At 61.2% G+C, this 23,061-nt stretch carries 24 protein-coding genes; 17 read left to right on the top strand and 7 right to left on the bottom strand.

The genetic code is table 11. The annotated features are described in order from the left end of the window. Nucleotides 1–58: 58 nt before the first annotated feature. The 3 genes from CK220_RS24275 to CK220_RS32065 all read right to left on the bottom strand — a co-directional run bounded on the left by CK220_RS24275 (nt 59) and on the right by CK220_RS32065 (nt 2,285). A complete protein-coding gene (locus CK220_RS24275) occupies nt 59–1,624 on the bottom strand; it encodes a DUF4942 domain-containing protein (protein ID WP_095813939.1) in 1,566 nt (521 codons plus the stop codon). Further along, nucleotides 1,621–1,761, bottom strand: coding sequence for a hypothetical protein (locus CK220_RS32070; RefSeq protein WP_176479181.1), 141 nt, complete (start codon nt 1,759–1,761; stop codon nt 1,621–1,623). Before CK220_RS32070 ends, CK220_RS24275 begins: the two co-directional genes overlap by 4 nt. Before the next feature lie 356 nt (nt 1,762–2,117). Next, nucleotides 2,118–2,285, bottom strand: coding sequence for a hypothetical protein (locus CK220_RS32065; protein ID WP_176479180.1), 168 nt, complete (start codon nt 2,283–2,285; stop codon nt 2,118–2,120). Between the two features lie 216 nt (nt 2,286–2,501). Between CK220_RS32065 and CK220_RS24270 the strand changes: the two genes are divergently transcribed. From CK220_RS24270 to CK220_RS24255, 4 genes are all read left to right on the top strand, one after another. Beyond that, nucleotides 2,502–3,764 (top strand): tetratricopeptide repeat protein, encoded by a 1,263-nt coding sequence (locus CK220_RS24270; protein ID WP_095813938.1) that lies wholly within the window; start codon nt 2,502–2,504, stop codon nt 3,762–3,764. Nucleotides 3,765–3,865: 101 nt separating this feature from the next. Further along, nucleotides 3,866–5,239 carry a tetratricopeptide repeat protein gene (locus tag CK220_RS24265; protein WP_095813937.1) on the top strand — a complete coding sequence of 458 codons (1,374 nt, stop codon included), beginning with the start codon at nt 3,866–3,868 and terminating at the stop codon, nt 5,237–5,239. A gap of 62 nt (nt 5,240–5,301) precedes the next feature. After that, complete coding sequence (locus CK220_RS24260; protein WP_095813936.1) at nt 5,302–5,667, top strand: nuclear transport factor 2 family protein; 366 nt, start codon at nt 5,302–5,304, stop codon at nt 5,665–5,667. A 103-nt stretch (nt 5,668–5,770) separates the two neighbouring features. Continuing rightward, the gene (locus tag CK220_RS24255) at nt 5,771–6,352 is read left to right on the top strand and encodes a hypothetical protein (protein WP_095813935.1); all 582 of its coding nucleotides are present in this window, start codon (nt 5,771–5,773) and stop codon (nt 6,350–6,352) included. Nucleotides 6,353–6,511: 159 nt separating this feature from the next. Here the strand turns inward: CK220_RS24255 and CK220_RS24250 are convergent, their stop codons facing one another. Beyond that, the gene (locus tag CK220_RS24250) at nt 6,512–6,763 is read right to left on the bottom strand and encodes a hypothetical protein (protein ID WP_095813934.1); all 252 of its coding nucleotides are present in this window, start codon (nt 6,761–6,763) and stop codon (nt 6,512–6,514) included. Between the two features lie 147 nt (nt 6,764–6,910). Here CK220_RS24250 and CK220_RS24245 point away from each other — a divergent pair, with 147 nt between their 5' ends. The 8 genes from CK220_RS24245 to CK220_RS24210 all read left to right on the top strand — a co-directional run bounded on the left by CK220_RS24245 (nt 6,911) and on the right by CK220_RS24210 (nt 15,115). Continuing rightward, complete coding sequence (locus CK220_RS24245) at nt 6,911–8,173, top strand: hypothetical protein (RefSeq protein WP_141245213.1); 1,263 nt, start codon at nt 6,911–6,913, stop codon at nt 8,171–8,173. Next, the gene (locus CK220_RS24240; RefSeq protein WP_095813932.1) at nt 8,151–8,891 is read left to right on the top strand and encodes a ParB/RepB/Spo0J family partition protein; all 741 of its coding nucleotides are present in this window, start codon (nt 8,151–8,153) and stop codon (nt 8,889–8,891) included. The genes CK220_RS24245 and CK220_RS24240 overlap by 23 nt, the downstream gene beginning before the upstream one ends. After that, entirely contained in the window at nt 8,881–9,030 is a 150-nt protein-coding gene (locus CK220_RS32060) for a hypothetical protein (protein WP_176479179.1), read from the top strand. The genes CK220_RS24240 and CK220_RS32060 overlap by 11 nt, the downstream gene beginning before the upstream one ends. A gap of 244 nt (nt 9,031–9,274) precedes the next feature. Continuing rightward, nucleotides 9,275–9,910, top strand: coding sequence for a helix-turn-helix domain-containing protein (locus tag CK220_RS24235; RefSeq protein WP_095813931.1), 636 nt, complete (start codon nt 9,275–9,277; stop codon nt 9,908–9,910). Between the two features lie 5 nt (nt 9,911–9,915). Continuing rightward, on the top strand, nt 9,916–11,565 hold the full coding sequence (gene terL, locus CK220_RS32590; protein ID WP_245429378.1) for a phage terminase large subunit: 1,650 nt from the start codon (nt 9,916–9,918) through the stop codon (nt 11,563–11,565). Nucleotides 11,566–11,690: 125 nt separating this feature from the next. Beyond that, nucleotides 11,691–13,145 (top strand): DUF1073 domain-containing protein, encoded by a 1,455-nt coding sequence (locus tag CK220_RS24225; RefSeq protein ID WP_095813930.1) that lies wholly within the window; start codon nt 11,691–11,693, stop codon nt 13,143–13,145. Between the two features lie 875 nt (nt 13,146–14,020). After that, entirely contained in the window at nt 14,021–14,215 is a 195-nt protein-coding gene (locus CK220_RS24215) for a hypothetical protein (RefSeq protein WP_141245212.1), read from the top strand. Between the two features lie 198 nt (nt 14,216–14,413). Next, on the top strand, nt 14,414–15,115 hold the full coding sequence (locus CK220_RS24210; RefSeq protein ID WP_095814011.1) for a phage minor head protein: 702 nt from the start codon (nt 14,414–14,416) through the stop codon (nt 15,113–15,115). Nucleotides 15,116–15,170: 55 nt separating this feature from the next. Here CK220_RS24210 and CK220_RS24205 read toward each other — a convergent pair whose 3' ends face one another. The 3 genes from CK220_RS24205 to CK220_RS24195 all read right to left on the bottom strand — a co-directional run bounded on the left by CK220_RS24205 (nt 15,171) and on the right by CK220_RS24195 (nt 16,089). Then, nucleotides 15,171–15,422, bottom strand: coding sequence for a GlsB/YeaQ/YmgE family stress response membrane protein (locus CK220_RS24205; RefSeq protein WP_095813927.1), 252 nt, complete (start codon nt 15,420–15,422; stop codon nt 15,171–15,173). A gap of 74 nt (nt 15,423–15,496) precedes the next feature. Continuing rightward, entirely contained in the window at nt 15,497–15,811 is a 315-nt protein-coding gene (locus CK220_RS24200) for a HigA family addiction module antitoxin (protein ID WP_095813926.1), read from the bottom strand. Further along, nucleotides 15,811–16,089 (bottom strand): type II toxin-antitoxin system RelE/ParE family toxin, encoded by a 279-nt coding sequence (locus CK220_RS24195; RefSeq protein ID WP_095783040.1) that lies wholly within the window; start codon nt 16,087–16,089, stop codon nt 15,811–15,813. The genes CK220_RS24200 and CK220_RS24195 overlap by 1 nt, the downstream gene beginning before the upstream one ends. 78 nt (nt 16,090–16,167) lie before the next feature. Between CK220_RS24195 and CK220_RS24190 the strand changes: the two genes are divergently transcribed. The 5 genes from CK220_RS24190 to CK220_RS24170 all read left to right on the top strand — a co-directional run bounded on the left by CK220_RS24190 (nt 16,168) and on the right by CK220_RS24170 (nt 23,014). Then, nucleotides 16,168–18,078 (top strand): DUF2213 domain-containing protein, encoded by a 1,911-nt coding sequence (locus CK220_RS24190; protein ID WP_095813925.1) that lies wholly within the window; start codon nt 16,168–16,170, stop codon nt 18,076–18,078. Nucleotides 18,079–18,150: 72 nt separating this feature from the next. Then, nucleotides 18,151–19,101: a hypothetical protein gene (locus CK220_RS24185; RefSeq protein WP_095813924.1), complete on the top strand. Its 951-nt coding sequence runs from the start codon at nt 18,151–18,153 to the stop codon at nt 19,099–19,101. Continuing rightward, complete coding sequence (locus tag CK220_RS24180; protein ID WP_210201446.1) at nt 19,035–20,255, top strand: hypothetical protein; 1,221 nt, start codon at nt 19,035–19,037, stop codon at nt 20,253–20,255. Before CK220_RS24185 ends, CK220_RS24180 begins: the two co-directional genes overlap by 67 nt. 636 nt (nt 20,256–20,891) lie before the next feature. Further along, nucleotides 20,892–21,161: a helix-turn-helix transcriptional regulator gene (locus tag CK220_RS24175; protein WP_067328683.1), complete on the top strand. Its 270-nt coding sequence runs from the start codon at nt 20,892–20,894 to the stop codon at nt 21,159–21,161. A gap of 131 nt (nt 21,162–21,292) precedes the next feature. Then, the gene (locus tag CK220_RS24170; RefSeq protein WP_095814010.1) at nt 21,293–23,014 is read left to right on the top strand and encodes a SulP family inorganic anion transporter; all 1,722 of its coding nucleotides are present in this window, start codon (nt 21,293–21,295) and stop codon (nt 23,012–23,014) included. Nucleotides 23,015–23,061: the final 47 nt, after the last annotated feature.

Genomic DNA, 23,061 nt, shown 5'->3' with positions numbered 1-23,061 from the left:
CTCCGTGGTAGGGATAACGATCCAATGATGTAACCAATTTGGTTACAATATGGTCAAGCTAAAAGTAATTTCTGCGGCCGTCCTTCCATAGCTTGACCGTGACGGTGTTCACGTAGGTCCCGACCTCGGCGAAGGATCCGTGCGGCAGATCGCGGAACTGGCCGTTCAGCCTCTCGATCAAGGCCCGGAAAGCGATGGCCTTGCGAGTTTCGCGAAACTCGGTGCCGGCCGACATGATGGCGGCGAGGCACCCGCCGTCTTCCAGGAAATCGAGGGCGTGCACCACATGGTCGATATCGCGTTCCATGTCGAACGGCGGGTTCATGATGATGCGATCGTATTTTCCCGTCACGGAGGGCCGCAGCGCCAGGAAGTCGGCGGCGTACACCTTGCGGAATGTGCCCTGCGCCTCGAGCGCGGCGGCGAGCGCTGGCTGGAGCTCCACGCAATCGACCTGGTTGTCGAAGCGGTATTCCTTGCGCCAGCGGTCCATACGGGCCTCGTCCCCGTAGCCGTAGTGATCGGCGAAATCCTTGATGCTGGTGAGGCAGCGGCGCGCCAGATTGCCGGTGCCGGCGCTGGGCTCCAGGATCCGTAGGCGCGGCTTCTCGATCGGCTGGAGGAGGGGGATACCTTTGAGCAACTCCTCGGCCGCGGCGTCGGGCGTCGGGAAGAAACCGAAGTTCTTCGCCGGCGTGGTCTTCCGGTTGCGGAACAGATCGTCCTGCTCGCGCGTCTGGCCGTCGCCGATCACCTCGCCATAGTATTCGGCGAGCATCTTGTTGACCCTTTCCACCAGGTCGTCACGCGTGAACCAGAGATGCGCGTTGCCGTTCTTGTAGGCGACGATCCTGAAATACTCGCCGTGATGTTCGGACTCCTGAGGCTGAAAGCCCCTGCGCTCGGCTCGCACCTGGTTCTCGATGCTGTTGTAGGTCGGCTTCTTGCCGTCGAGGACGGAGAAGGTGCGTTCGATATCGCGCACGGTGTCCCAAGTGCCGCCCCACGAAACGTGGCCGTGGTCGCGGTCGAAGGCATAAGTCAGGATCAGGCGACTCCCGACCTTGAAGCCGTCGTGAGACCGGAACCGGCGATCCAGCTTGGAGAAGGCCGTCGCTATGCCGCGCCGGAAGATCATCTCGGATTCGCCGGCCCACTTCTCGATCGTGGCGTACACGTTGTCGACCGTGACCGGGGGAATCCCCATGATCTCGTCGAGGTTGACCAGCTCCTTGCCGTCGCCGCGGTCATAGCGCTCCGGCACCCACCTCAACGTGTCGCGCAGCTCGTCCTTGGCCTGCTTGTCCATGAGGACTTCAAGGTCCGTCATCTTCACCAGATAGTGCCAGCACGAGATGTCGATGAGGCGGATGGCGGTACGCTTCCACTGCTCGGCGTCAGGCAAATCGACGGCCTCGAAAAAAGCCCTCACCTCGCGGTTGTCGCGGTCGCCGTACCTGGAGCAGGCATGCTCGCCAGCGGCCGCCTTCCAGAGAGCGGCCGCCTTTTTCAATTCCCGATCAGCCTGCTCGATCGAGGCGAATGCGCCATGATAGGCGGCCACGGCTGCATCGCGATAGGCGACGATCTGCTCGATCGTGTTGCGAGGGATCAGCGCGTTCATGGCTTCGCCTCAACCGGCTTGGCGCTCACGGCGGCGTGCATCCTCTGGAAGGTGAAGATGTCCTTGCGCTCGATGACGATCTCGTAGCGCTTGCTGCCGTCCGGCAGCGTGAACTCGTATTCAACTGGCTTGGTCATTGGTCTGGTCTCTGTGGTAGGGATTGGTGGGCGACGGGACCTCTCCCGCCGCCCTATCGAAGGGATTGTTTGTCTCTCTCAGTGCATCGCGCCTCCTTCTGCTGGTGCGTCAGCTTCCATGTCCGCTTCGGCCGCCTGGAGGTCGGCCAGCCGATCGCGGCAGGAAGGGCAGCGGCAGCTTTCGCTACCGTCGAAGGGAAAAGGGGTCAGGCAGTCATCGCAGTAGGGCATTCGTTTCAACCGTGGTAGGGAAAAACCTTGTAGCCACAGTAACTTAGCCCTGTTACCAATTTGGTTACAATGCAACCACGGACAAAAAGTCGTGTTCGCCCAAGTGCGGTTGTCGGGAGGCGGCCCTAGCGGTCGCGATCGCGCTTGTAGTCGATGGCCGCCCAGAACGCGCCGGCGGCGACCAGCACGCCCAAGATGCGACTGCTGTGGAAGGCCGGGGTAACGATGATGAGCACGCCTGCAAGCGCGCCGGGCGATGTTGCCCGGCCGTCGACAGGGTGGGCGACCGCCAAACTCGCCTAACCAGGCGAACTGCGAGCAAGCCAATCCGGCTCAAGTTGCAATGCTTCAATCTGACGTCGAGGGCTTGGCTCGTGTGAGCAGCATCAGAGCATCAAAGCCGGGCGCGCCAGCCTGGCCGCGGGACCAGCTTTTCCAATTGCTCTTGCGCAATTCTGGGAGTCGATATCAACTGAGCAGCGTGTCGCCGGAGCTGCCGGAGGTCAGTTGTGGCTGAAGAAACCATCGTTTCTGCCGATCCCCTTTATCTGACCGCGCTCGCAAGCCTCGGCGCAAGCGTGCCAGAACGTCTGACGGCCTTTGTCCCCAATAACAGTATCGCCGTCCTTCCTTTCGTGAACATAAGTGGCGAGACCGCTGAGGAGCAGTTCACCGACGGCCTGACCGAAGACATCATAACGGACCTATCAAATGTCTCGGGCTTTCTCGTCATCGCACGCAATTCAACGTTCGCATACAAAGGCAAATCCGCTGATGTTCGTGAGATCGCTCGCGACCTAGGTGTCAAATACATACTTGAAGGTAGCGCCCGGCGATCCGACAAACGCCTTCGCATCAATGTGCAGCTTATCGACGGTGCAGACCGGGGCAATCACGTCTGGGCCGAACGCTTTGATCGGGAACTATCTGATATTTTTGAGCTGCAAGACGAAGTTACCCGACGAGTTGTGGAAGCGATTTCCGGCAAGATAGGTGTAAAAAACATTTCTTCGCGGTTAAAGCCATCCAATCTCGAGGCCTATGACCTTTGCGTTAGGTCGCGAGGAAAATGGGACATTTCGAGATCAGACACCAATGAGGCGTCTGCTGATCTGGAGCGTGCTGTCTCGCTGGACCCAAATTATTGCGAGGCCCACAGCAATCTTGCCGTCTCACTGCTACACGGCTGGATGATTTGGGGAGGGCCGCAGATGCCCGGCCGCGCCAAGGCTCTGGTGCACGCGCGACGAGCGGTGGAAATCGACCCGGATGATTCTCACGCTCGCGCGATTCTAGCTTACGTTCAGCTTTATGAGCGCAATTGGGATGAAGCAAAGCTCCAACTAGAAGCTGCGGTTCGGCTAAATCCCAACGACGCACATGCGGTTGCGTTGAAAGGTGAGCTTCAATTCTACTTAGGCAATCCGCAAGCGGCGCTGGTGGCTTGTGCGGAGGCACTGCGTTTGAATCCTCGTCCGCCGGGTGGGTATTTCTGGATCATGGGAATGGCGCAAATATCCTCCGGTCAGTACGAAGAAGCTGTAGTGTCCTTGAGCCGGGAAGAAACCTATGGGACGGGTTCGAGAGAGTCTCTGATTGCCGCGCTTGCCCTTTCCGGTCGCCTCTCTGAGGCACAGGAGGAAGCTCGTCTATTTCTTGCGGTCAATCCAAATTGGAGGTTCGGTGATCTGGCGGCGAACTCACCCTTCAGAGAGGTGAGCATTGGGCAGCCATTCATTGATGGTTGGCGTTTGGCGGGCCTACCAGAGTAGGCAACGCGGGTCCTCTCGCAAACATCGAAAAAGCGCCTCGGATAGGCTCCCGGCCTCTTCCCATTGACAGGCACTACAACACCCGTAAACTCGAATGGTGGATGAAAGTAGCTTTCGTTATGCCCGACGAAAAGCCAACGCTTACGCTTCCCCTAGTGGGCATAGACCCGCTTCTGTTAGACGCGTTCTCGCAATATGAAGGGCCATCCCAACAAAACTCACTGAGACAAGATCGAACCTCTACCGGCGCTGGGGCGAAGATCGTCGACAGGATGGGCGCAGGACTGGAGCTCGATGCTCCGCCAGACGCGCCGGTCCCAATTTTCGCATCTATCGCGGTACTTCCATTCTCCGACGTCGGAGGCGGATCGGATCACGCGTATTTCGCCGAGGGAATATCCGAGGACATCCTGACCGAACTTTCGCGATTTAGAGGCTTGTTGGTCATCGCGAGAAATTCGTCATTCGCGTTCAAGGGTGAAAACGTCGATATCAGGGCCGTCGCAAAAGAGCTGAACGTCGACTACGTCGCGACGGGCAGTGTGCGGCGAGCGGGGAGCAGGGTCCGGGTGGCTGTTCAACTGACCTATGCTCCTACTGGGCATGAAGTTTGGGCCGAGCGCTATGATCGCGATGTCGTAGACATATTCGCCGTGCAGGACGACATTGTCAGGACGGTTGCGGTGACGCTTGAAGCGCGCCTCGGGCAGGCAATAGCAAGTCACGCGGCCCCTCGGAGTGTTCCGACGTTGGCCGCGTATGAATGTATCCTGTTGGCGCGAAAGTACGATGAGTTGCATGATTCAGCCCGCGCCAGGCCCTTTGCAGAGAGGGCGCTCGCCCTTGATCCAAGTTCATCGCAAGCTCATTCCGCAATGAGCTATTGTGCCTACATCGATTGGTTGCAAGAACCCGATGACGAAACCCTCGAAAAGATGGTCGCGTATGCGAATGCCGCCGTGCTGCTCGATAGGGGGGACGCTTCTGCTGAAGCACTTTTGGGCATGGCTCTGACATGTCAGCAGAAGTATGACGAAGCGGGCTCTCATCTCCAGCGCGCTCTAAGCCTTAATCCGGGTGAAACGAAAGCGCTGGCCTATTATTCAGAGTGGCTCGTCCGCACGGGCGACGCCGAAGAGGCTCTGCGGAACATGGACGAGGCCCTTTTGCGAGACCCTATTCCGCCGCCATGGCATTGGGAGATCCGCGGAATGGCGTTCTTAGTGCTGGAAAGGTACGCCGAAGCCATTCAAGCTTTCGCCCGTCAAACGAAGCAATTCTGGTACATCGCCGCCTACCTTGCGATCTGTTTCGCTAGGCTTGGCAGGATGAATGAAGCTACAGCCGAACTGAATAAGGCGCTACAGGTTGTACCTGATCACGAAACTCTTCGCATTCAAGTTGTGAACGAGTTTGTCAGCCAAGGCACCCGCGATAAACTTTCTTACGGGCTTTCCCTCGCCGGGCTCGACTAAGGCGAGGAGTCTTGCGCAACTGGACGGTCTTAGTGCCTAATCTTATCGCAGTGGGGATGCCAATGGCGATTCACGAAGAACTGCAGCGTTTCTGGGAAGCCTATGTCGCAGCCTATCGTGCCGCCGACGCTTTAGCATTGGGAGCAATGTTCACTCACGACGCCGAGTTGCATTCGCCCTATGCACCACCAGCTCGCGGCCGTGATGAGATTGCCGCGCTCCATGCAACTTGGACAGAGGGCCATGGGGAAGCAGGCGACAAGGAGATGAGGGTCATACAAGCAGGTGTGTCGGGCCAATTGGCTTGGAGTCTCGCAAGTTATTCGGAAGGTCTTGAGACGGGAAACGGCACGTCGGTATCTGTCTTCGAGCAACAAGGCAACGGTTCGTGGCTGATACGAATGTGCTCCCTAAATAGCACCGATTGACCTCTTCCCGCGAAGTGGGAACGACCCTGCCGAGGGCGTGAATTGCCTCGCATCATTGACTGCGGCATTCAGGTCCTTAAGCTATCGCTAAAAAGGCGGGCGCGTGGATTGGATCATAAACTACCAAGGTATTTTGGGCACACTAGTTGCTCTCTTCGCGGCATTGATCGGCTTCGGAGGAGTAATCTATTCGCAAAGGGCGCTGGCAAGGGAATCCGCTAGGCAACGGTCGCACGAAGAGGCCCTTGCCAAAGCGGATGCCGAGGCGAACCGCCGACAAAAGCTCGCGTCTGTCGTCAACGCAATTCTTGGCGAAGTGCAGGCGCTTGGGTTGGCGCTTGCGGACGCATCGCGCTTATTGACCGCACAAATCCAGATCGCCGAGGCTATCGCCAAGGAAAGCGGAGACAAGAAAACGCGCCCACGCATCTCCTTCCGATTCGAGACACCGATTTTCAACGCTTACGTTGCGAGCATCGGGTTGCTTGAACCGGAAATGGCCTTCAAGGTTGCCAACTTCTATGGCCGCCTGATGTCGCTCGGAGTACATGATTCTGCGGAAGCGCCCGAAATGGTAGCGAGCTTAGCCGTGCGGGTAATGCGTTCAGTGGAGGTGGCTCTATCGACAGTCCAGTCTGAGGCTGACGGCCTCGTCGATCTGCTCAAGTCCCACAAGCTCAGGTAGCCAGAACAAATGCCTACCGGTTCTAAGATGCCCGCCGAGTCTCCGTGGTAGGGGATTGTTGCCAAAATGGTTGCAAAACACACTTGACAAAAAGCCAGGGGAGCAGGCAGAAATCGCGCAGCCTGATATTGCTTTGCGATTCGGCCGGTCCCTGAAAAATCAGTTGGTGTTGAAGCGGTCCGGCGATGGCTGAATGCGAGCCTCTTTCGCCACAAAGCCTACGACGTCGAGCACGTCGTCAGAGCTTAGTTTCTCGATGGTTTCGGCGAAGCGCCGCTTGAAATAGGTCTGGTGCTCGGCACCGGCGTAGCGGGCCAAGCCGATGGCAGCGGCGAAGGTGATCGCTTCCAGGCGAGCGCCGCCGAAGCCGGACTTCTGATGAAGGCTGGCCGCGAGGTCGTTGAGGGTCATTGGTCGGTGATCCGTGGTAGGGAAAGTAACCGTTCTGGTTACAAGTAACTTATTCGGTTACACCTCCGATGCAAGTGAAAAAGCGAGGCCCTCGGCGTTATGTTTCAAGGCGTTGTGCCGAAGGAATGCATCGCGCAAATCCTTCGCGTGTCTGAGGTCGACAAGTGGGGCCGGGTCTATAATTGCTGCTCTGGAACGTTCCGGTTCGAGCAGATCACGCTCGCCACTTTCCCCGGCGTTGAGACGCATTCCAACGACGTCAGCCTCTACTCGTCAGCCATCGCCGGTCACGTGCTGGGCAAGCCGATAGACTATGAGTTTCACGGCGCGCTCGACTTCGTGAACGAGTTCGACTTTCGGGAGCCCGATCAGCGCCTCGCCGCGCTGGCCGTCGGCTTCAATCTCGGCCGCTTCGCTGGCGGCAAGGCGAACGCCTACAAGACCAGCCATCGCGAGCACCTGGTTGCGAACTTCGGCAGCTATGTCGAGCGCACCCTGGAGAAGGTCCGCAAGCTTCCGGGCATGATCCCGATCAAGAGCTACTCGCCGCGCGACTGGATCCTGCATCTCGAGGAGGCCATCGACCGCAAGGCCGCGATCTTCTCCTACCCGCCGTTCTACAAGGGCGGCTACGAAAAGATGTTCGAGTTCCTGGCCGAGAACATCAAATGGGAAGCTCCCCGATATGAGCTGTTCGACCCCAAGGCGCTGCGCGGTCTCATCGAGCGCGTGCGGCAGGCGGGCGTCCCCTATTGCATCCTCTCGGACCAGATTTACGACGATCTGAAACCGGAGCTGGAATTCGTCTCCGGCCGAGGCCACCCGCACTACTGCTACGTGTCGACCGGCAAGTCGTCCTACCTGCAGCTCGTGCCGCGGTCGGCGCCGTTCCGCTACAAGCCGGTCGACCTCGACAAGATCAAGCCGGATTCGGTGGTGACGATTGGTCGGGCCGACGCCGCCCAGATGACGTTCCTCAAGGACGTCTACCTCAAGAAGGGCATCACCCACACGCCCGGCATGGTGAACTATCTGGTGCGCGTCGACGACATGCTTGTCGGCGGCCTGATCTACAACCTCGACAAGTTCGCGAAGCGGTCGATCTACCTGCTGTCCGACTTCGCCATCTCGCGCGAGGGCAGACTGTCGAAGCTCGTCACCAGGCTCGCCTGCAACGGCGAGCTGCTGCGCGACATGGGCAAGCGCTTCATCGACCGTTTCGACAAGGTGCAAACCTCGGCGTTCTCGGATCATCCGGTCTCGATGAAATATCGCGGCATCTTCGAGCAGACCAAGCGCGAGGAGATCGACCCGGAAGGCAAGTTCCGCCTGCATTACGTCGGCGCCCGCATCGACGAGACGCCGCAACAAGCGTTCGAGTGGTGGCATGGCAAGCACTTCAAGCGTTGACTGGAAGGCCCTCGATATCGAGGCGCGCCAGGTTGATCCGAACACGCTTCGCCGCCGCGAGAAGAACGCGCACTACATGGCACCGGCCATGTTCAAGCGCCTTGTCGAGAACGTCAAAATCGATGGCCGCCTCACCACCACGGTCCTGGTCTGCCAGAACAAAGACGGCTCTCTCGAGATCCTGTCGGGACATCATCGCACGGCCGCCGCGATCGAGGCCGGCCTGCCGCTGGTCGACGCGCTCGTCATCACCACCCCGCTGACCGAAAAGCGCAAGGTCGCGATCCAGCTGAGCCACAACTCGATCAACGGCGAGGATGACGCCTCGCTGCTCGCCCAGCTCTACGCCTCGCTCGACATCGATGCGAAGAAGTTCTCCGGTCTCGATGACAGCGTGTTCTCTGGCGACAAGGGACCAGGTGCGACAGCACTCGGCGGGGCGAACATCAAATACGACGAGCTGCTTTTCTCCTTCCTGCCGGAAGACCGCGTGCGTTTCGAGGTAGAGCTGGAGGCACTCGCCAAAAGGGCCAAGCGCTTCCGCATCCATGCCGCGCCGCAGTCGAAGTTCGACGAGTTCTTCGACGCCATCGTGCGCACCAAGAGCCAGCTCAACATCGTCAATTCAGGCATCGCCCTCTCAGTCATGGCGCGCCTTGCCAGCGAGCGGCTGGATCAACTCGAAGCGGAACCGGAGGACAAATCCGATGCGGCATGAACTGCCCAGCTTGCGCGGCTCTTTCTCCAAGCCCGAAGCGCCCATCGCCGGCCCGCCATTCGGCACGCCGTTCATCGTGGTGCTCGCCATCCTGTCGTTCACCTTCGCCGTGTGCCTCGCACGCGTCCTCCTTCCGTGATCCAGATGCATTCGTGTGTGTGTAACGCAGTGCCGGTGGCTAGCGTGGCCGCAGCGTCAAGCATCATGGGTCAGTTTGCATTTCGGCGCGCAGACCTTATGCCCAGCAACGCTTTGCGGCCCGATTTGACCAGCACAATCGCATTCGGTTCGGCTCGCGGCATGATGTCCATGGGTTGCGGGATGGGTGGCAAAAAAAAGAGCCATCCCGAACATTCCGAACACTCGCACGCGCGAGTCGTCCGGTGATCAAGACCACGACCAGCGTGACGACATCGAAGCCGAAGGCCAAGGCCAAGGCTGAAGCGGCCACAGCGAAGCCGAAAGCCGAGCCGAAAAAAAAGCCGGCGCGCGGCAAGAAGAAGCCGGCCGGCAAGGCATCGCCCCCTGTGGCGCCGAAGCCTGCTCCCAAGCCTGAGCCGACGCCACAGCCGAAGCCGGCGGAAGGCAACCGGGGCGGGGCATCGCCGAAGCTGACCGAGCGCGATGTGCCGCGCGTGATCGCGATGCTGCGCCAGTGCGGCGGCATTAAGACGGTCGCGGCGGAGAAGCTGAACGTCGGCCGCACCACGCTCTACGCCTTCCTGAACGAGCATCCTGAAATCCAGGAGGCCGATTCCGAGATCGCCGACGAGCTGCTCGACGTTGCCGAGGGGCAGGTGGTGATCGCGCTTCGCTCTGGCGATCTGCAGACCGTGCGCTGGTACCTGGAGCTCAAAGGCAAGGACCGGGGCTATGTGCGCCGCGTCGAGCAGACCGGCAAGAATGGCGGCCCGGTCGAGACGCAAGCATGGGCGAACCCGAAAGACTACACCGACGAGGAGTTGGACGTCCTGATTGCGGCAGCGCAACGACGGAAGGCCGGCGAAGCGCAAGGGTGAATTGAATGGCGCAGAAGTCTGCCGCCGCTCGCGCGCCGCTCATTGCCCCCGACCTCGAAGACCTGCTGATCGAGCGAGACCGGCGCAAGGCCAAGGGATCGTTCGCCGAGTTCGTCAAGATGGCCTGGCTGGAACTCGAGCCAGAGACCCCGCTGGTCTGGAACTGGCACATGCAGGTGGTTTGCGACCATCTGCAAGCGCTGGTCGAGGGCAAGTTTCTCGAGCTGGGCCTCCGCAACCGCCTCGTCATCAACGTGCCGCCCGGCACATCGAAATCGCTGCTCGTCTCGGTGCTGTTGCAAGCCTGGGAGTGGGGACCGGCCGGCCGGCCCGGCATGCGGTATCTGTCGACGGCGTATAACGACGGGCCGGTCAATCGCGACACCCGCAAATGCCGCGATCTGATCCTGTCGCGCTGGTACCAGGACCGCTGGCCCGAGGTTTATCTCAGCCGCAGGGCCGAGACCTCGTTTGCCAACAACAGCACCGGCACCCGTGAGGGCGTGGCGTTCGGCTCGCTCACCTCGCAGCGTGGCGATCGCCTGATCATCGACGATCCGCACTCGACCGAGACGGCGGAATCGGCGACCGAGCGCACCGCCACAACCCGCAAGTTTCGCGAGGGCGCGCAAAACCGCCTGAACGACCAGAAGCGCAGCGTGATCATCGTCATCATGCAGCGCCTGCATGAGGCTGACGTCACAGGCGTCATCCTCGACGGCAAGATGGATTACGTCCATCTGTGCCTGCCGATGCAGTTCGAGCCCGACCGCTGCTGCTACACCCCGGTCAAGGTTTCCAGCTCCGTCGGCGAGCCAATCCTGGCGCGCTATGACGCGAGCAAGCAGCACTGGTACGGCGAGAACGACAATCTGCCGGACGAGCGTCGCGCCGAGATCGAGGCGATCAAGCTCCAGCTCGTCTGGCGGCAGGATCCTCGCACCGTCGACGGCGAGATCCTCGATCCGATCCGCTTCCCGCCTGATGAGCTGAAACAGCTCTACAACGACATGACCTCGTATGCCGTCGCGGGCCAGTATCAGCAGCGGCCAGCGCCGCGCGCCGGCGGCATGTTCCAGCGCGCCTGGTTCGAGGGTCGCATCGTCAGGGCAGCGCCGAAGGGCACGATCTGGGTCCGCCATTGGGACTTGGCCGGCACGCGCGGCGGCACTGGCGCTCGCACCGCCGGCGTCAAACTCGGCCGCGATCCCGAGGGCCGCTACTATGTCGGCCATGTCGTGACGCTGCGCGAGGAAGGCAAGTCGGTCCGCAAGACGATCGAGACGCAGGCCGCGCTCGACGGTAAGACGGTCCACATCAGCCTGCCGCAAGATCCTGGGCAGGCCGGCAAGGCGCAGGTGCAGGATTTCGTCGCGCAGCTCGCCGGCTACAAGGTGCATGCCGAGGGTGAGACCGGCGACAAGATCACGCGCGCCGAGCCGTTCGCGGCGCAATGCGAACACGGCAACGTCTACATCGTCGAAGGCGAGTGGAACACGCTCTACCTCGACGAACTCTGCCTGTTCCCAGCCTCCAAGCTGATGGACCAGGTGGACGCATCTTCCGGAGCCTTTACGAGGCTGCTCAACATCAAGGGGGCCATGGTGATCAGCGACGACGTTCTTCGGCGCGCTGCCCAGCCGGCGCCGCGATGATCAAGAAACTTTGGGGCGCATTGCGCCGTCGTTGGACACGCGGGCCAGTCGCCGACGTCCCTGCGTCGGCGCCGCCGGCAGCAGTTCCTCCTGGAGCGCGTCCTCCCACGCGCATCTCGGATGCGATGCTGTCGGCGATCCGCGCGCAAGCGGCCGCACCGAAACAGCCGGTGCCGGTCTTCACCCTGCCCAAGCACCCGGATGGCGTGCTCCCGTCGGGCAACACCGGGCTTGCCATGGACAGCGCCGTCGGCGCGGTTCAGAGCTGGGCGAACGGCTTCGCGCTGAGCGGCTACTTCTCGGAGGGGATCACCTTCCTCGGCTACGCCTACCTCTCGGAGCTGGCTCAGCGCCCGGAATACCGGGTGATCTCCGAGACCATCGCGACCGAGATGACGCGCAAATGGATCCGCTTCACCTCGAACGACGGCGATGACAAGGCCGACAAGATCGCGGAGCTGGAGGCCGAGTTCAAGCGCCTCAACGTGCGCGACATCTTCTGCCGCGCCGCCGAGCAGGATGGCTTCTTCGGCCGCGGTCACATCTACATCGACACCGGCGACACCGACGATCCCGAAGAGCTGCAAAAGCCGATCGGCGACGGCTGGGACAAGCTCAGCGTCACCAAGTTCTCCAAGAAGCCGATCAAGGCGCTGCGCACCGTCGAGGCGGTCTGGTGCTATCCGACCAATTACAACTCGAGCGATCCGCTCAAGGACAACTGGTATCGGCCCGAAAGCTGGTATGTGCAGGCCAAGATCGTCCACACCACGCGGCTGATCACCTTGATCGGGCGCGAGGTGCCAGACCTGTTGAAGCCGACCTATTCATTCGGCGGCTTGTCGCTGTCGCAGATGTGCAAGCCCTATGTCGACAACTGGCTGGAGACGCGCCAGTCGGTGAACGACATCATCTCGATGTTCAGCGTTTTCCTGCTCGCCACCAATCTCGGCGAGACGCTGCAGGCCGATGGCGATCAGCTCTTCCGGCGCGCCGAACTTTTCAATTTGGTCAGGTCCAATCGCGGCCTGATGATGATCGACAAGGACAGCGAGGACTTCAAGAACGTCTCGGCTCCGCTCTCCGGGCTGGACGTGCTCCAGGCGCAGGCGCAAGAGCACATGGCGTCAGTGAGCCACATCCCGCTGGTGAAGCTGCTCGGCACGCAGCCGGCGGGGCTCAACGCGTCCTCCGAGGGCGAAATCCAGGTCTTTTACGACTACGTGCACTCGTTCCAGGAACACCTGTTCCGGCAGCCGCTGCACCGCCTTCTCGGCCTGGTGATGATCTCGCTCTGGGGCGAGACCGACCCCGGCATCGACTTCGAGTTTGAAAAGCTCGAAGAGACCAACGAGAAGGAAGCGGCCGAGGTTGAAAAGATCAAGGCCGAGCGCGACGTGATCCTGATCGACGGCGGCGTGATCTCGCCTGAGGAATCGCGCCAGCGCGTTGGCGCTGATCCGGACTCGGACTTCTCCTCGATCGACGTCGGGGACATGCCCGACCTCCTCGAAGAGGAAGAGGATGGGCTGGTGCCGAATGGCGCTCGGGTAAAGGATACCGAGAGCGCCGAGGGGTAGTGGGTCGGGTCCCCGATCGCAATAGGCGCTTTCGCGTAAGTCGTCTTAGTCCTGACTTCGGAGAAAGATGGCGGCTAGGTCATCCTCAAAAATCGCAAGGGTTTTCTCGAATAGGACGAGCAAGTGTTCAGCCTCCAAGCTTTGCCGTCCCTGCGCTCGTATGCGTTTAATCTGTTCGCGTTGCCTTTCGACAAGCTCGCGCCCTTTCGCGACGTGCTTTTCTGCCAACGCAATTCGAGATTGATAATCCGGCATCGAGGCGCTCCGGCTCTAGGCGGGAGCTCAATATCTCTCAGCCACCGACGCCCAACGCATGCCGTTGCCGGTGATGGCGACACTATGGACCTGAAAGCTGGAAAGGTCCAATCTTGCGGTGCAGTGGCTTCAGGAACACCCAACGAAGCCCGAAAAAGCTAGAAAACAGATCCGCTCTCGACGGCAGAGGGGTCTTCAATCCTTATCTCACGGAGGCTAAAATGTCCGCATGGGTCCGTGGATAACCGATCAGGCATCATCGAGAGCGCCCTTCGCCTCCTTGACCGGACGTACCTTGAGATTAGAGAGGTCAAATGGACGGTCGATGAAACCCGGCGTGCTATTGAGCAATCACGCCAGCTTCTAGAGCGGTCTCGCCCTCGTCCTTTTCCAGCAACCGACGCAAGTGATGCTGGACGTTGTAAGCCCTGAAGCAAAGTCAGAAAATCGTTCGCTTGGTCTACCGGCAACTTAAGGCGTTCTAGGTTTTCAATAACCAGGCGCTGCCGGGCCAGATGCTTCTCACCTTGCCGGCAATGCCCCTTACCATCGCGATGTCATCTACAGGCGCCATCCCTAGTAACGGTTTGAGGGGCGGGACGTTTCGAATAGGAAGGGCCATGAACGAGGCCCGCGAAGTCCGGCTCCGGCTTGTCGAGTTGGTAGGCACAAGCACGTCCGGCGAAATCGACCCTGACAAGTTCTTCCAAACCGTTCTCGTGTTGGAACGGTTTGTCTGGGTCGCCGGTGTTGCCAAGTCCGAGGAGCCGGCAGATAGTGCGGCTCCCATCACGGACAACGCCGGCACCGCTTGATCACGCTCAATCTCTGGGAACTCCTCAAAGCACAGACGCCCGACGATCGCGAGATCGCCGAGACGCTGAGGGATCGTGATGTCCAGCCTACAAAGTCGTCGGACGGCCAAGCGCAACGAAAAGGTCCTTCGCCCCGTCCGACCCAACGTCGGGATTGAGACGGCCTACAGGGGCCGCCTGACGCGCTTGATCGACGCCATGAGCGATAGCGTGATCTACTGGCTCAAAGGCTCCTACCGGGCCAATACGCCCCGCTTGGCGCAGGACGAGACGCCGGCGGATGCGCTGCGCCGATCGATCCGCAAGCTTGCCGCGCAATGGACCAAGCGCTTCGACCTCGCGTCCGAGCAGCTGGGCGACTATTTCGCGCTCTCGGTCGAGAAACGTTCGAGCGCGGCGCTACGCAAGATCCTGCGCGATGGCGGCATCTCGGTCGAATTGAAGATGACGGCCGCGATGCGCGACGTCGTCGATGCGACGATCCACGCCAATGTGGCGCTGATCAAGTCGATCCCGTCGCAGTATTTCGACCAGGTCGAAGGCGCGGTGATGCGGTCGGTCCAGACCGGCCGGGACCTTGCCGGCCTCGTGCAGGACCTGGAGCGCTATTCCGGCATCACGAAGCGACGCGCGGCCTTCATCGCGCTCGACCAGAACAACAAGGCGACATCGGCCTTCAACACAGCGCGCCAACTGGAACTCGGCATCGACGAAGCCGAATGGCACCATAGCGGCGGCGGGAAAGAACCGCGCCCCACGCACGTCCAGGCTGGCCGTGAGAAGGTCCGCTACAAGATTTCGACCGGCTGGTATGACCCGGCGCTCAAGCGCTTCATCCGGCCGGGCGAGGAACCCGGTTGCCGATGCGTCGGGAAGCCGATCATCAAGGGCTTTTCCTAAAGAAAAGCGCGTGATCGTATGGGATCACGCGCTTCAGTGCGCCCGGTTTGCCGGTTCAGCGTCTGAACATTCGGGCAACAGCGATCAAAATACATGCGCCAATGAAGCCGGCGACAAGATAGCCAATCCATCCGGTCAGTGATACGCCCAGCAGTCCGAGAAGGAGGTTAGCGACGATGGCGCCGACAACCCCCAAAAGGATGTTCATGAGCACGCCCATATTGCTCTTCATGAACATCTCGGCGAGCCAGCCGGCGATCCCGCCGATGACGATAGCCGCTATCCAACCGACACCTGGATTTTCCATGTTTCCCCTTTCCTAGAACCGAAATTGGTTCGCCGGGAAAAACGTGCGGCAAACCAATAAAGTTCCTCGACCGCTCAGGTGGCAGCATGCAGCGTCGGGATGGCCTTGATCTCGGCGCTGAGCGCCTTCTCGGCCTGCTCCAGATCATAGTTGCGCTGGAGGTTGAGCCAGAGCACCGGGCCGTTGCCGACCAGCTTGCCGAGGCGCAGCGCCATGTGGACAGTCACGGGCTGCTTCTCGTCGATGATGTCGTAGAGCGTCTTGCGCGAAATACCGAGCAGCTTGGCGATCTCGGTCTTCGACTTGTCGAGCGCCGGGATGACGTCTTCGCGCAGAAGCTCGCCGGGATGCATCGCGGGCAGGCCGCGCTTGATGGCTTTCGTGTTCATCAGTGGTAATCCTCCATTTCTACGTCGATGGCGTCCTCGCCATCCCACCCGAATGTGATCCGGTAGTTGCCGGTGACGCGGACCGAATATCGGCCTTTGTCTTGACCAACGAGGCCGTGAAAGTGATAGCCGGGCAGGTCCATGTCCTGTGGCCGTGCCGCCGCTTCCAAGGCCCGCAGGATGCGAGCGACACGCTTGTCGTCCTGAACGCTAAGACCGCGCGCTTTGCCGGTTTCGAAGAAGCGTTGCAGGGCTTTGTTTCGGAACGTCTTGATCATGCTTAGAGTGTAAGGCAACACCTTACATAAGTCAACAAAAATGTAAGGTCAAGCCTTACATTTCAGGAGCGATTTTCGATGCCTGCGAAATCTGAGGCCCAGCGCCGCGCCATGTACGCAGCGGCCGAGGGCCGGGGCGTGCTCGGCATCCCGAAGGCGGTCGGCGAAGAGTTCGTCGGCAAGGACAGCGCGAGCCAGGCGGCCTCGCTGATGCTGGTCGCACCCGATGGCGATGTCCTCGTGCTCCGGCGCTCTTCGACTGATACCAGCTGGCCCGGCCATTGGTGCTGGCCCGGTGGCAAGTCGGAAGAGGGCGAGGACGCCGAAACGACCGCGGCGCGCGAGACCACTGAGGAAATCGGCACGCTGCCATCCGGCGCGCGGCACCTGCTGGACTCGCGAGACACGCCCAACGGTTGGGTGCATCACACCTTCGCGCAGGCGGTCGAGAGCAAGTTCGCCCCGGTGCTCACCGCGGAGCATTCCGGCTATGCATGGGCGCCGATAGGCGCGCTACCCGAGCCGCTTCATCCGGGTCTGCGTGCCACGTTGGCAGAGCATCTTGGCGTCGGCGCCGAGGGAGCGCTCGCCACTTCGGCCGAGGATATGAACACGCTGCGCTCCAACTTCGGGAAGTGGACGAGGGGCGAGGAGATCGAGCCGGAACCGATCGAGGCCGCCAACGATGCGCTGGCGATGGACCGCAACAGCGTGCGTTCGTTCGATCAGGACGGCCATCTGCGGGTCGAGATGACGCCGATCTCGAAGGCCAACGTCTGCCCCTATTATGGCCGCGAGATCCCGGATTACGAAGCGCTCGGCCTCGATCCGAACCGGGTCTATCGCCTCTATCGCGACGCAGACGAGCTGGCGAAAGGCGCCCCGACCTTCGTCGGCAAGCCGCTGCTGCTCAAGCACATCCCGGTCAGCGCGAAGGATCATCCCCGCGAGGCCGTAGTGGGCGCGCTGGGCGACGCCGTGGAGTTCCATGCGCCTTATCTGATGGCGCCGCTCAGCATCTGGGATGGCGCAGCGATCGCGCTGATCGAATCCGATCGGCAGAAAGAACTTTCAAGCAGCTACCGTTACCGGGCCGACATGACGCCCGGCACGCTGGCTGGAGAATCCTACGACGGCGTGATGCGGGACATTTCCGCCAATCATGTTGCATTGGTTGAGGAAGGCCGCGCCGGGCCTGATGTTGTTGTCGGCGACAGCAAAATGGAGATGATCACGATGAAGAAAACAGCACTGCTGTCGCGCATGGCGTCCGTCGCCCACGGCGCGATCCTTGCCCACGTCATGCCCAAGCTCGCCAGCGATCAGAAGATCGAATTCAGCGCGGCTCTCGCGGGCGTTACCGCCGAAAACTTCAAGGCCAAGCGCCCCGCCATCCTCAAGGCAGTAGGCAAGGCCGCCGAGGGCAAGCTCGCCGCCGACGAGAAGCTCGACGGTCTCGAGGCGGTTCTCGTCGCGCTCGACGAGGTCGAGGTCCAGGAAGCCATGGACGAAGACGAGGAGGAGGACGGCAAGAAAGAGAAAGCCGAGGACTCCGAACAGGAGGAGGACGAGGACGAGAAGAAGAAAAAGGCCGAAGACGGCGACGAGGACGATGATGACAAGGTCGACAAGAAGGCCATGGACGCGGCAATCGCCGCGGCTGTGGCGCAGGCCAAGACCGAGGTCCGCGCCGAGATGCTCAAATCGGCCGCCGAAGTGCGCGCCGCCGAGGAGGCCGTTCGTCCCTACATCGGCAAGCTCGCCATGGCCCATGATAGCGCGGATGCCGTCTATCGCACCGCGCTCACCTCACTCGGCGTCAACATCGATGGTGTCCATCCCTCGGCACTGCCGGCCATTCTCAAGGCCCAGCCGCTACCTAGCGTCGGCGCACCGAAGAAGCCGGCCGTCGCCCTGGACGCTGCCGGGGTGAACTCGTTCTACGAGCTTTTCCCAGCCGCCAAGACCCACATCGTCAAATCGCTCTAAGGCGAGCGGCTTTCCCTTCCAAGCCCGTCGAGCCGGCCAGCGAGCCGGCTCTTTTCATTTAGGAGATCGCCCATGTCTGGGTTTCAGACGCAGGTTGCCTACAATCCCGCCCCCGCTGTCGAGGGCGATTTCGCTTCCACCAATCCCCGCTCTACAGTCCTTGCCGCCGCTGGCGCGCTGGTCTGCGGCGCGCTAGGTGCTGTCATCGGCCGCTTCGCCTGGCTGAGTTATGTCCAAGCCGACAGCGACAATGCGCCGGCCGTGGTCAACACCTTCGGCACCGGCCCGGTCGCAGGCTTCGTCCATCGCGAGCAGCAGGGCCTGATCGAGCAATACCTGCAGGAATCGACGATGCTGGTCCCGGCCGGCTTTCCCATCACCGTCTTCGATGGAGGCGATTTCTGGGTGAAGAACGCCGGCGCGACGCCTGCCCTGGTCGGCCAGAAGGTCTACGCCAACTATGCCGATGGCACGGCGACCGCTGCTCCGTCCGGCTCGCCGAATGGCGCGACCACTTCGGCCGGCTCCATCGCAGCCGCGACCAGCGGCTTCCTGGGCTCCATCGTCGGCAATGTGCTGACGGTCACGACGGTCAACTCGGGCACGATCTGCCCCGGCACCACGATCTCGGGCACCGACGTCGTCTCCGGCACCAAGATCATACAGCAACTCACTGGTACCCCGGGCGGTGTGGGCACGTATGCGGTCAACATTCCCGACCAGGACGTCGACCCCGGTACAGAGATTTCCGGCACCTATGGCGTGTTCACGGCGGGCGGCACGATCGTTGGCGTCTTCGGCGTCGGCGACACGCTGACCGGCGCTGGCATCACCGCCGTCACCACTATTACCCAGCAGCTCACTGGCCCAGCCGGTGGCGCTGGCACCTATGCGGTCGATGTCAACACCATAGTCAACGCGGCTGCGCTCACCGCGGCCACCAATGTTGAAACTAAGTGGACCGTGCGTTCCTTCGCGCAGCCCGGCGAGCTGATGAAGATCAGCTCTTGGCCTCAGGGCTAAACCCGCCGTCAATCTCGAAACCATGCGCCGCAAGTCGGCGATCTGTGAGGATAACCACCATGAAATTTCACGACTTCGATCAGGCCGCTGCGGCGTGGGCTCAGCATCGCTCGATGTTCGAGCAGGCCGGTATCTACCTTCCCGATGCACGCGCCTACATCGTCGAGGCGTTCCGCACCAATCATCTCGCGATGGATGCACAGCCTCAGCTAGCGACAGCACCGAACGCCGGTATCCCGGCGTTCCTCACCACGCTTGTGGATCCTGAGGTCTACCGCATCCTTTTCGCCCCAACCAAAGCTGCCGAAATCTTCGGCGAAATTCGAAAAGGCACATGGATCGACCAGACGGCGATGTTCCCCGTCGTTGAGCAGACCGGCGAAGTCTCGAGCTATGGCGACTACAATGACAACGGCCGAGCCGGCGCCAATATGAATTGGCCGCAGCGCCAGTCCTATCTGTTCCAGACGATTTCCGAGTATGGCGAGCTGGAGATCGAGCGCGCCGGCCTCGGCCGCGTCAATTGGGTTGGCGAGGTGGATGGCGCCGGCGTCACCGTGCTCGCACGATTCCTCAACACGACCTACTTCAAGGGCGTGCAGGGCTTGCAGAACTATGGCCTTCTCAACGACCCGAACCTGGCGGCTCCGATCACCCCGGCGCCGAAGGCTTACGGCGGCGTGAAATGGATCAACAACGGCCAGATCGTCGCCACCGCGAATGAGATCTATTCCGACCTCCAGTCACTGTGGCTGCAACTCGTTACCCAGACAGCCGGCCTGGTCGACCAGAACACCAAGATGACACTGGCCATGTCACCGGAATCGCAGCTTGCCATGACCGCGACCAACTCGTTCAACGTCAATGTCGAGGATCTGCTCAAGAAAAACTTCCCGAACCTTCGCGTCGTTTCAGCGGTGCAATATCGGGCGGAGACAGCGATCAACCCGACGGGTATCACAGCCGGGAACGTGGTTCAGTTCATTGCCGACGGCATCGATGGTCAGCAGACCGGCTATTGTGCGTTTAACGAAAAGCTCCGCGCTCATCCAATCGTGCGCGCGCTCTCCTCGTGGAAAAAGAAAATGTCCAGCGGCACCTGGGGCGCGATCATTCGCCAGCCGATGGGCATTTCGCAGATGGTGGGCGTTTAGATGGCGTAGAGATAGTATTGCGCGCCCCAGTACGAGCCGCATTCATGCACTGGTTTGGGGCTGGGACGAAGTAGGCTTGCGCCGAAGGCGTTCCAGATAGGCGACTCGCTCCCGCTGCACGGCTTCAAGGATTGCAGGAACACTACAGAGTCATACGGCAACAACGTACGCCCTTGTGCCGCAAGTCTGCTCACCAGTTCTTGTTGGCGGGCAATGATTTGCTCGCCTTCAAGGTCTCTGCCATCTCGACTGGTGTTTCCGTCGGCATAGCACCTATCGGCGCTTGATCTCCGCACCGTGGGCGATCAATCCTGCCTCGTCCGGTGGTTCCAGCCTGAAAGCGCCGAGCAGAATTGAAGCTAACCACTCCCTCTCAGCAGCATGTGCGTTAGCCGCGAGAACCTTTTTCAAGACGCGTTGCATCATGGCCATATCACTGCCGGCACAAAAGCTTGTCCTTTGCGCGGGGCTTTGCCTGCGCCATGCTGTGCTGGCGTGGGGCTCGACGCTGCAGCGGCGCAAGGCCGTTTACGGATAGCGAGTGGCCAGTGTCTCATCCGAAATGAATGATGCTTGCAACATCATGATATTTGTATTATCCATTGATACCGCAGACTCAGACAAAGGTTCTGGCCGATGATCACTGCTGCGCAGATGCGCGCCGCGAGGGCGTTGGCCGGTATCGACCAGCGAACTCTTGCCGAGCGCGCCGGAGTTTCGCTTCCGACGATACAGCGCATGGAGGCGAGCGAGGGTGTCGTGCGAGGCGTTGTCGACACGTTGATGAAGGTCATCCAGGCCCTTGACGAGGTTGGGGTGGAATTGATCGGCGAGAACCAGACCAGCGAGCGCGGCGGCAGGGGCGTACGCCTCAAGGCCATCGTGGCGCAGAACCCGCAAGGCTGAGCCGCAAGCGCATCCGCCCCGGAAACCCTTGCCGGTTCGGGCAGCGCAATGCGGGGTCGCAACAGTTATCGCGACGGCGACCGCCGACATGCAGCCGACGATCCCGCCGCCCTTTGGAGCGGAATATGGTCATGGATCAGGCTCGGCCTGCAATTCACCATCAAGCACGGCCGACATTCGCCGAGCTGTTCACACCAAAGCTGGTGACGGTGCTCCGCGAGGGCTACCACCTCAAGCAGCTGAGGGCGGATGTGATCGCCGGCCTGACAGTCGCCATCGTGGCGCTGCCGCTGTCGATGGCGATCGCGATCGCCTCGCATCTGGAGCCCGAGCGCGGACTGTTTACGGCGATCATCGGCGGTTTCATCGTCGGCGCGCTTGGCGGCAGCAGGTTCCAGATCGGCGGGCCGGCCGGCGCCTTCATCGTGGTCGTGGCCTCCGCTGTCGATCATCACGGCGTTGACGGACTGATCCTGGCAATGCTCATGGCCGGCGTCTTCCTGCTCGCGGCCGGTTATCTGAGGCTCGGCGCCTATGTGAAATTCATTCCCTATCCGGTGACCGTTGGTTTCACCGCAGGCATTGCCGTAATCATCCTGTCCAGCCAGTTGCATGACCTGTTCGGCCTGACTCTGCCGGGAAAGGAGCCCGGCGACCTGTTGCCCAGGCTTATCGCGCTTGGCAAGGCGGCCGGAACGGTAAATCCAGCGGCCATTGCCGTCGCCACGCTGACGATAGGGATCATCGTGGGCATGAAGCGCTGGCGGCCTTCATGGCCGGGCCTCCTGGTCGCGGTGGCGGCGGCCTCGCTCGCCACGACGCTTCTCGGCCTTCCCGTCGAAACGATCGGCACCCAGTTCGGCGGCATTCCGCGGATCTTGCCCGACCCGACTCTGCCGGCGTTCGACGCGCATAAGCTCGTCTCTGCAGTACCCGACGCAATTTCCTTTGCCCTGCTCGGAGCAATCGAATCGCTGCTGTCGGCCGTGGTCGCGGACGGCATAACCGGCCGACGGCACCGCTCCAACTGCGAACTGGTGGCGCAGGGCATCGCCAATATCGGCTCGGCGCTGTTCGGCGGGATCTGCGTGACCGGACTGATCGCGCGCACGGCGACCAACATCCGCGCCGGCGCGCATGGACCGTTGTCGGGGATATTCCATTCCGCCTTCCTGCTGCTGTTCATGGTGGTGGCTGCCCCGCTTGCCAGCTACATCCCGCTGGCGGCGCTCGCCGGGGTGCTGGCCACCGTGGCCTGGAACATGGTGGAGAAGCCCGCCTTCCTGGCGCTGATCCGATCGTCCTGGGGCGATGCCCTGGTGCTGCTGGTAACCTTCGGACTTGTCATCTTCCGCGACCTCACCACCGGCATCGTGATCGGTTTTGCGCTGGGCGCCTTGCTGTTCATCGGTAGGATGGCACGTTCGGTCGAGGTAGAAGCGCATGTCCCGCCGGTGACGGACGACCGCGCCGATGATGAGAACGGCGGCCGCCTCGCCTACGATCTCTGCTCAGCCACGGATCCCGACACCGTCATCTATCGCATATCCGGTGCTTTCTTCTTCGGCGCGGCGGCAACGGTCGCCACGGTGCTCGACCGCATCGCGGACCAGAGCAAGAACTTCATACTCGACTGCTCGGCAGTGCCTTTTCTCGATTCGACCGCGGCAAACGTGATTGAAAGCACCGTGCACAAGGCAGGGCGGGCCGGAGGACGCTTCATCATCGCGGGCGCCTCGTCGCAGGTGAGGCGCACACTGATAAGCCATGGCGTCAAGCGGCCGCTGGTGACCTATGCCGCCTCGATCCGTGACGCGCGGGCGCAGCTGGACGAAAAAGCGGAGACTGCGTAGGCGCCCTGCTCACACCGGTGCTTCGATCGGCTCGGCTAGCTTCGGCG

The organism is Mesorhizobium sp. WSM3860 (genome assembly GCF_002294995.1).
In the GTDB taxonomy this organism is placed as follows: domain Bacteria; phylum Pseudomonadota; class Alphaproteobacteria; order Rhizobiales; family Rhizobiaceae; genus Mesorhizobium.
This window is presented reverse-complemented; position numbering and strand designations above follow the sequence as displayed.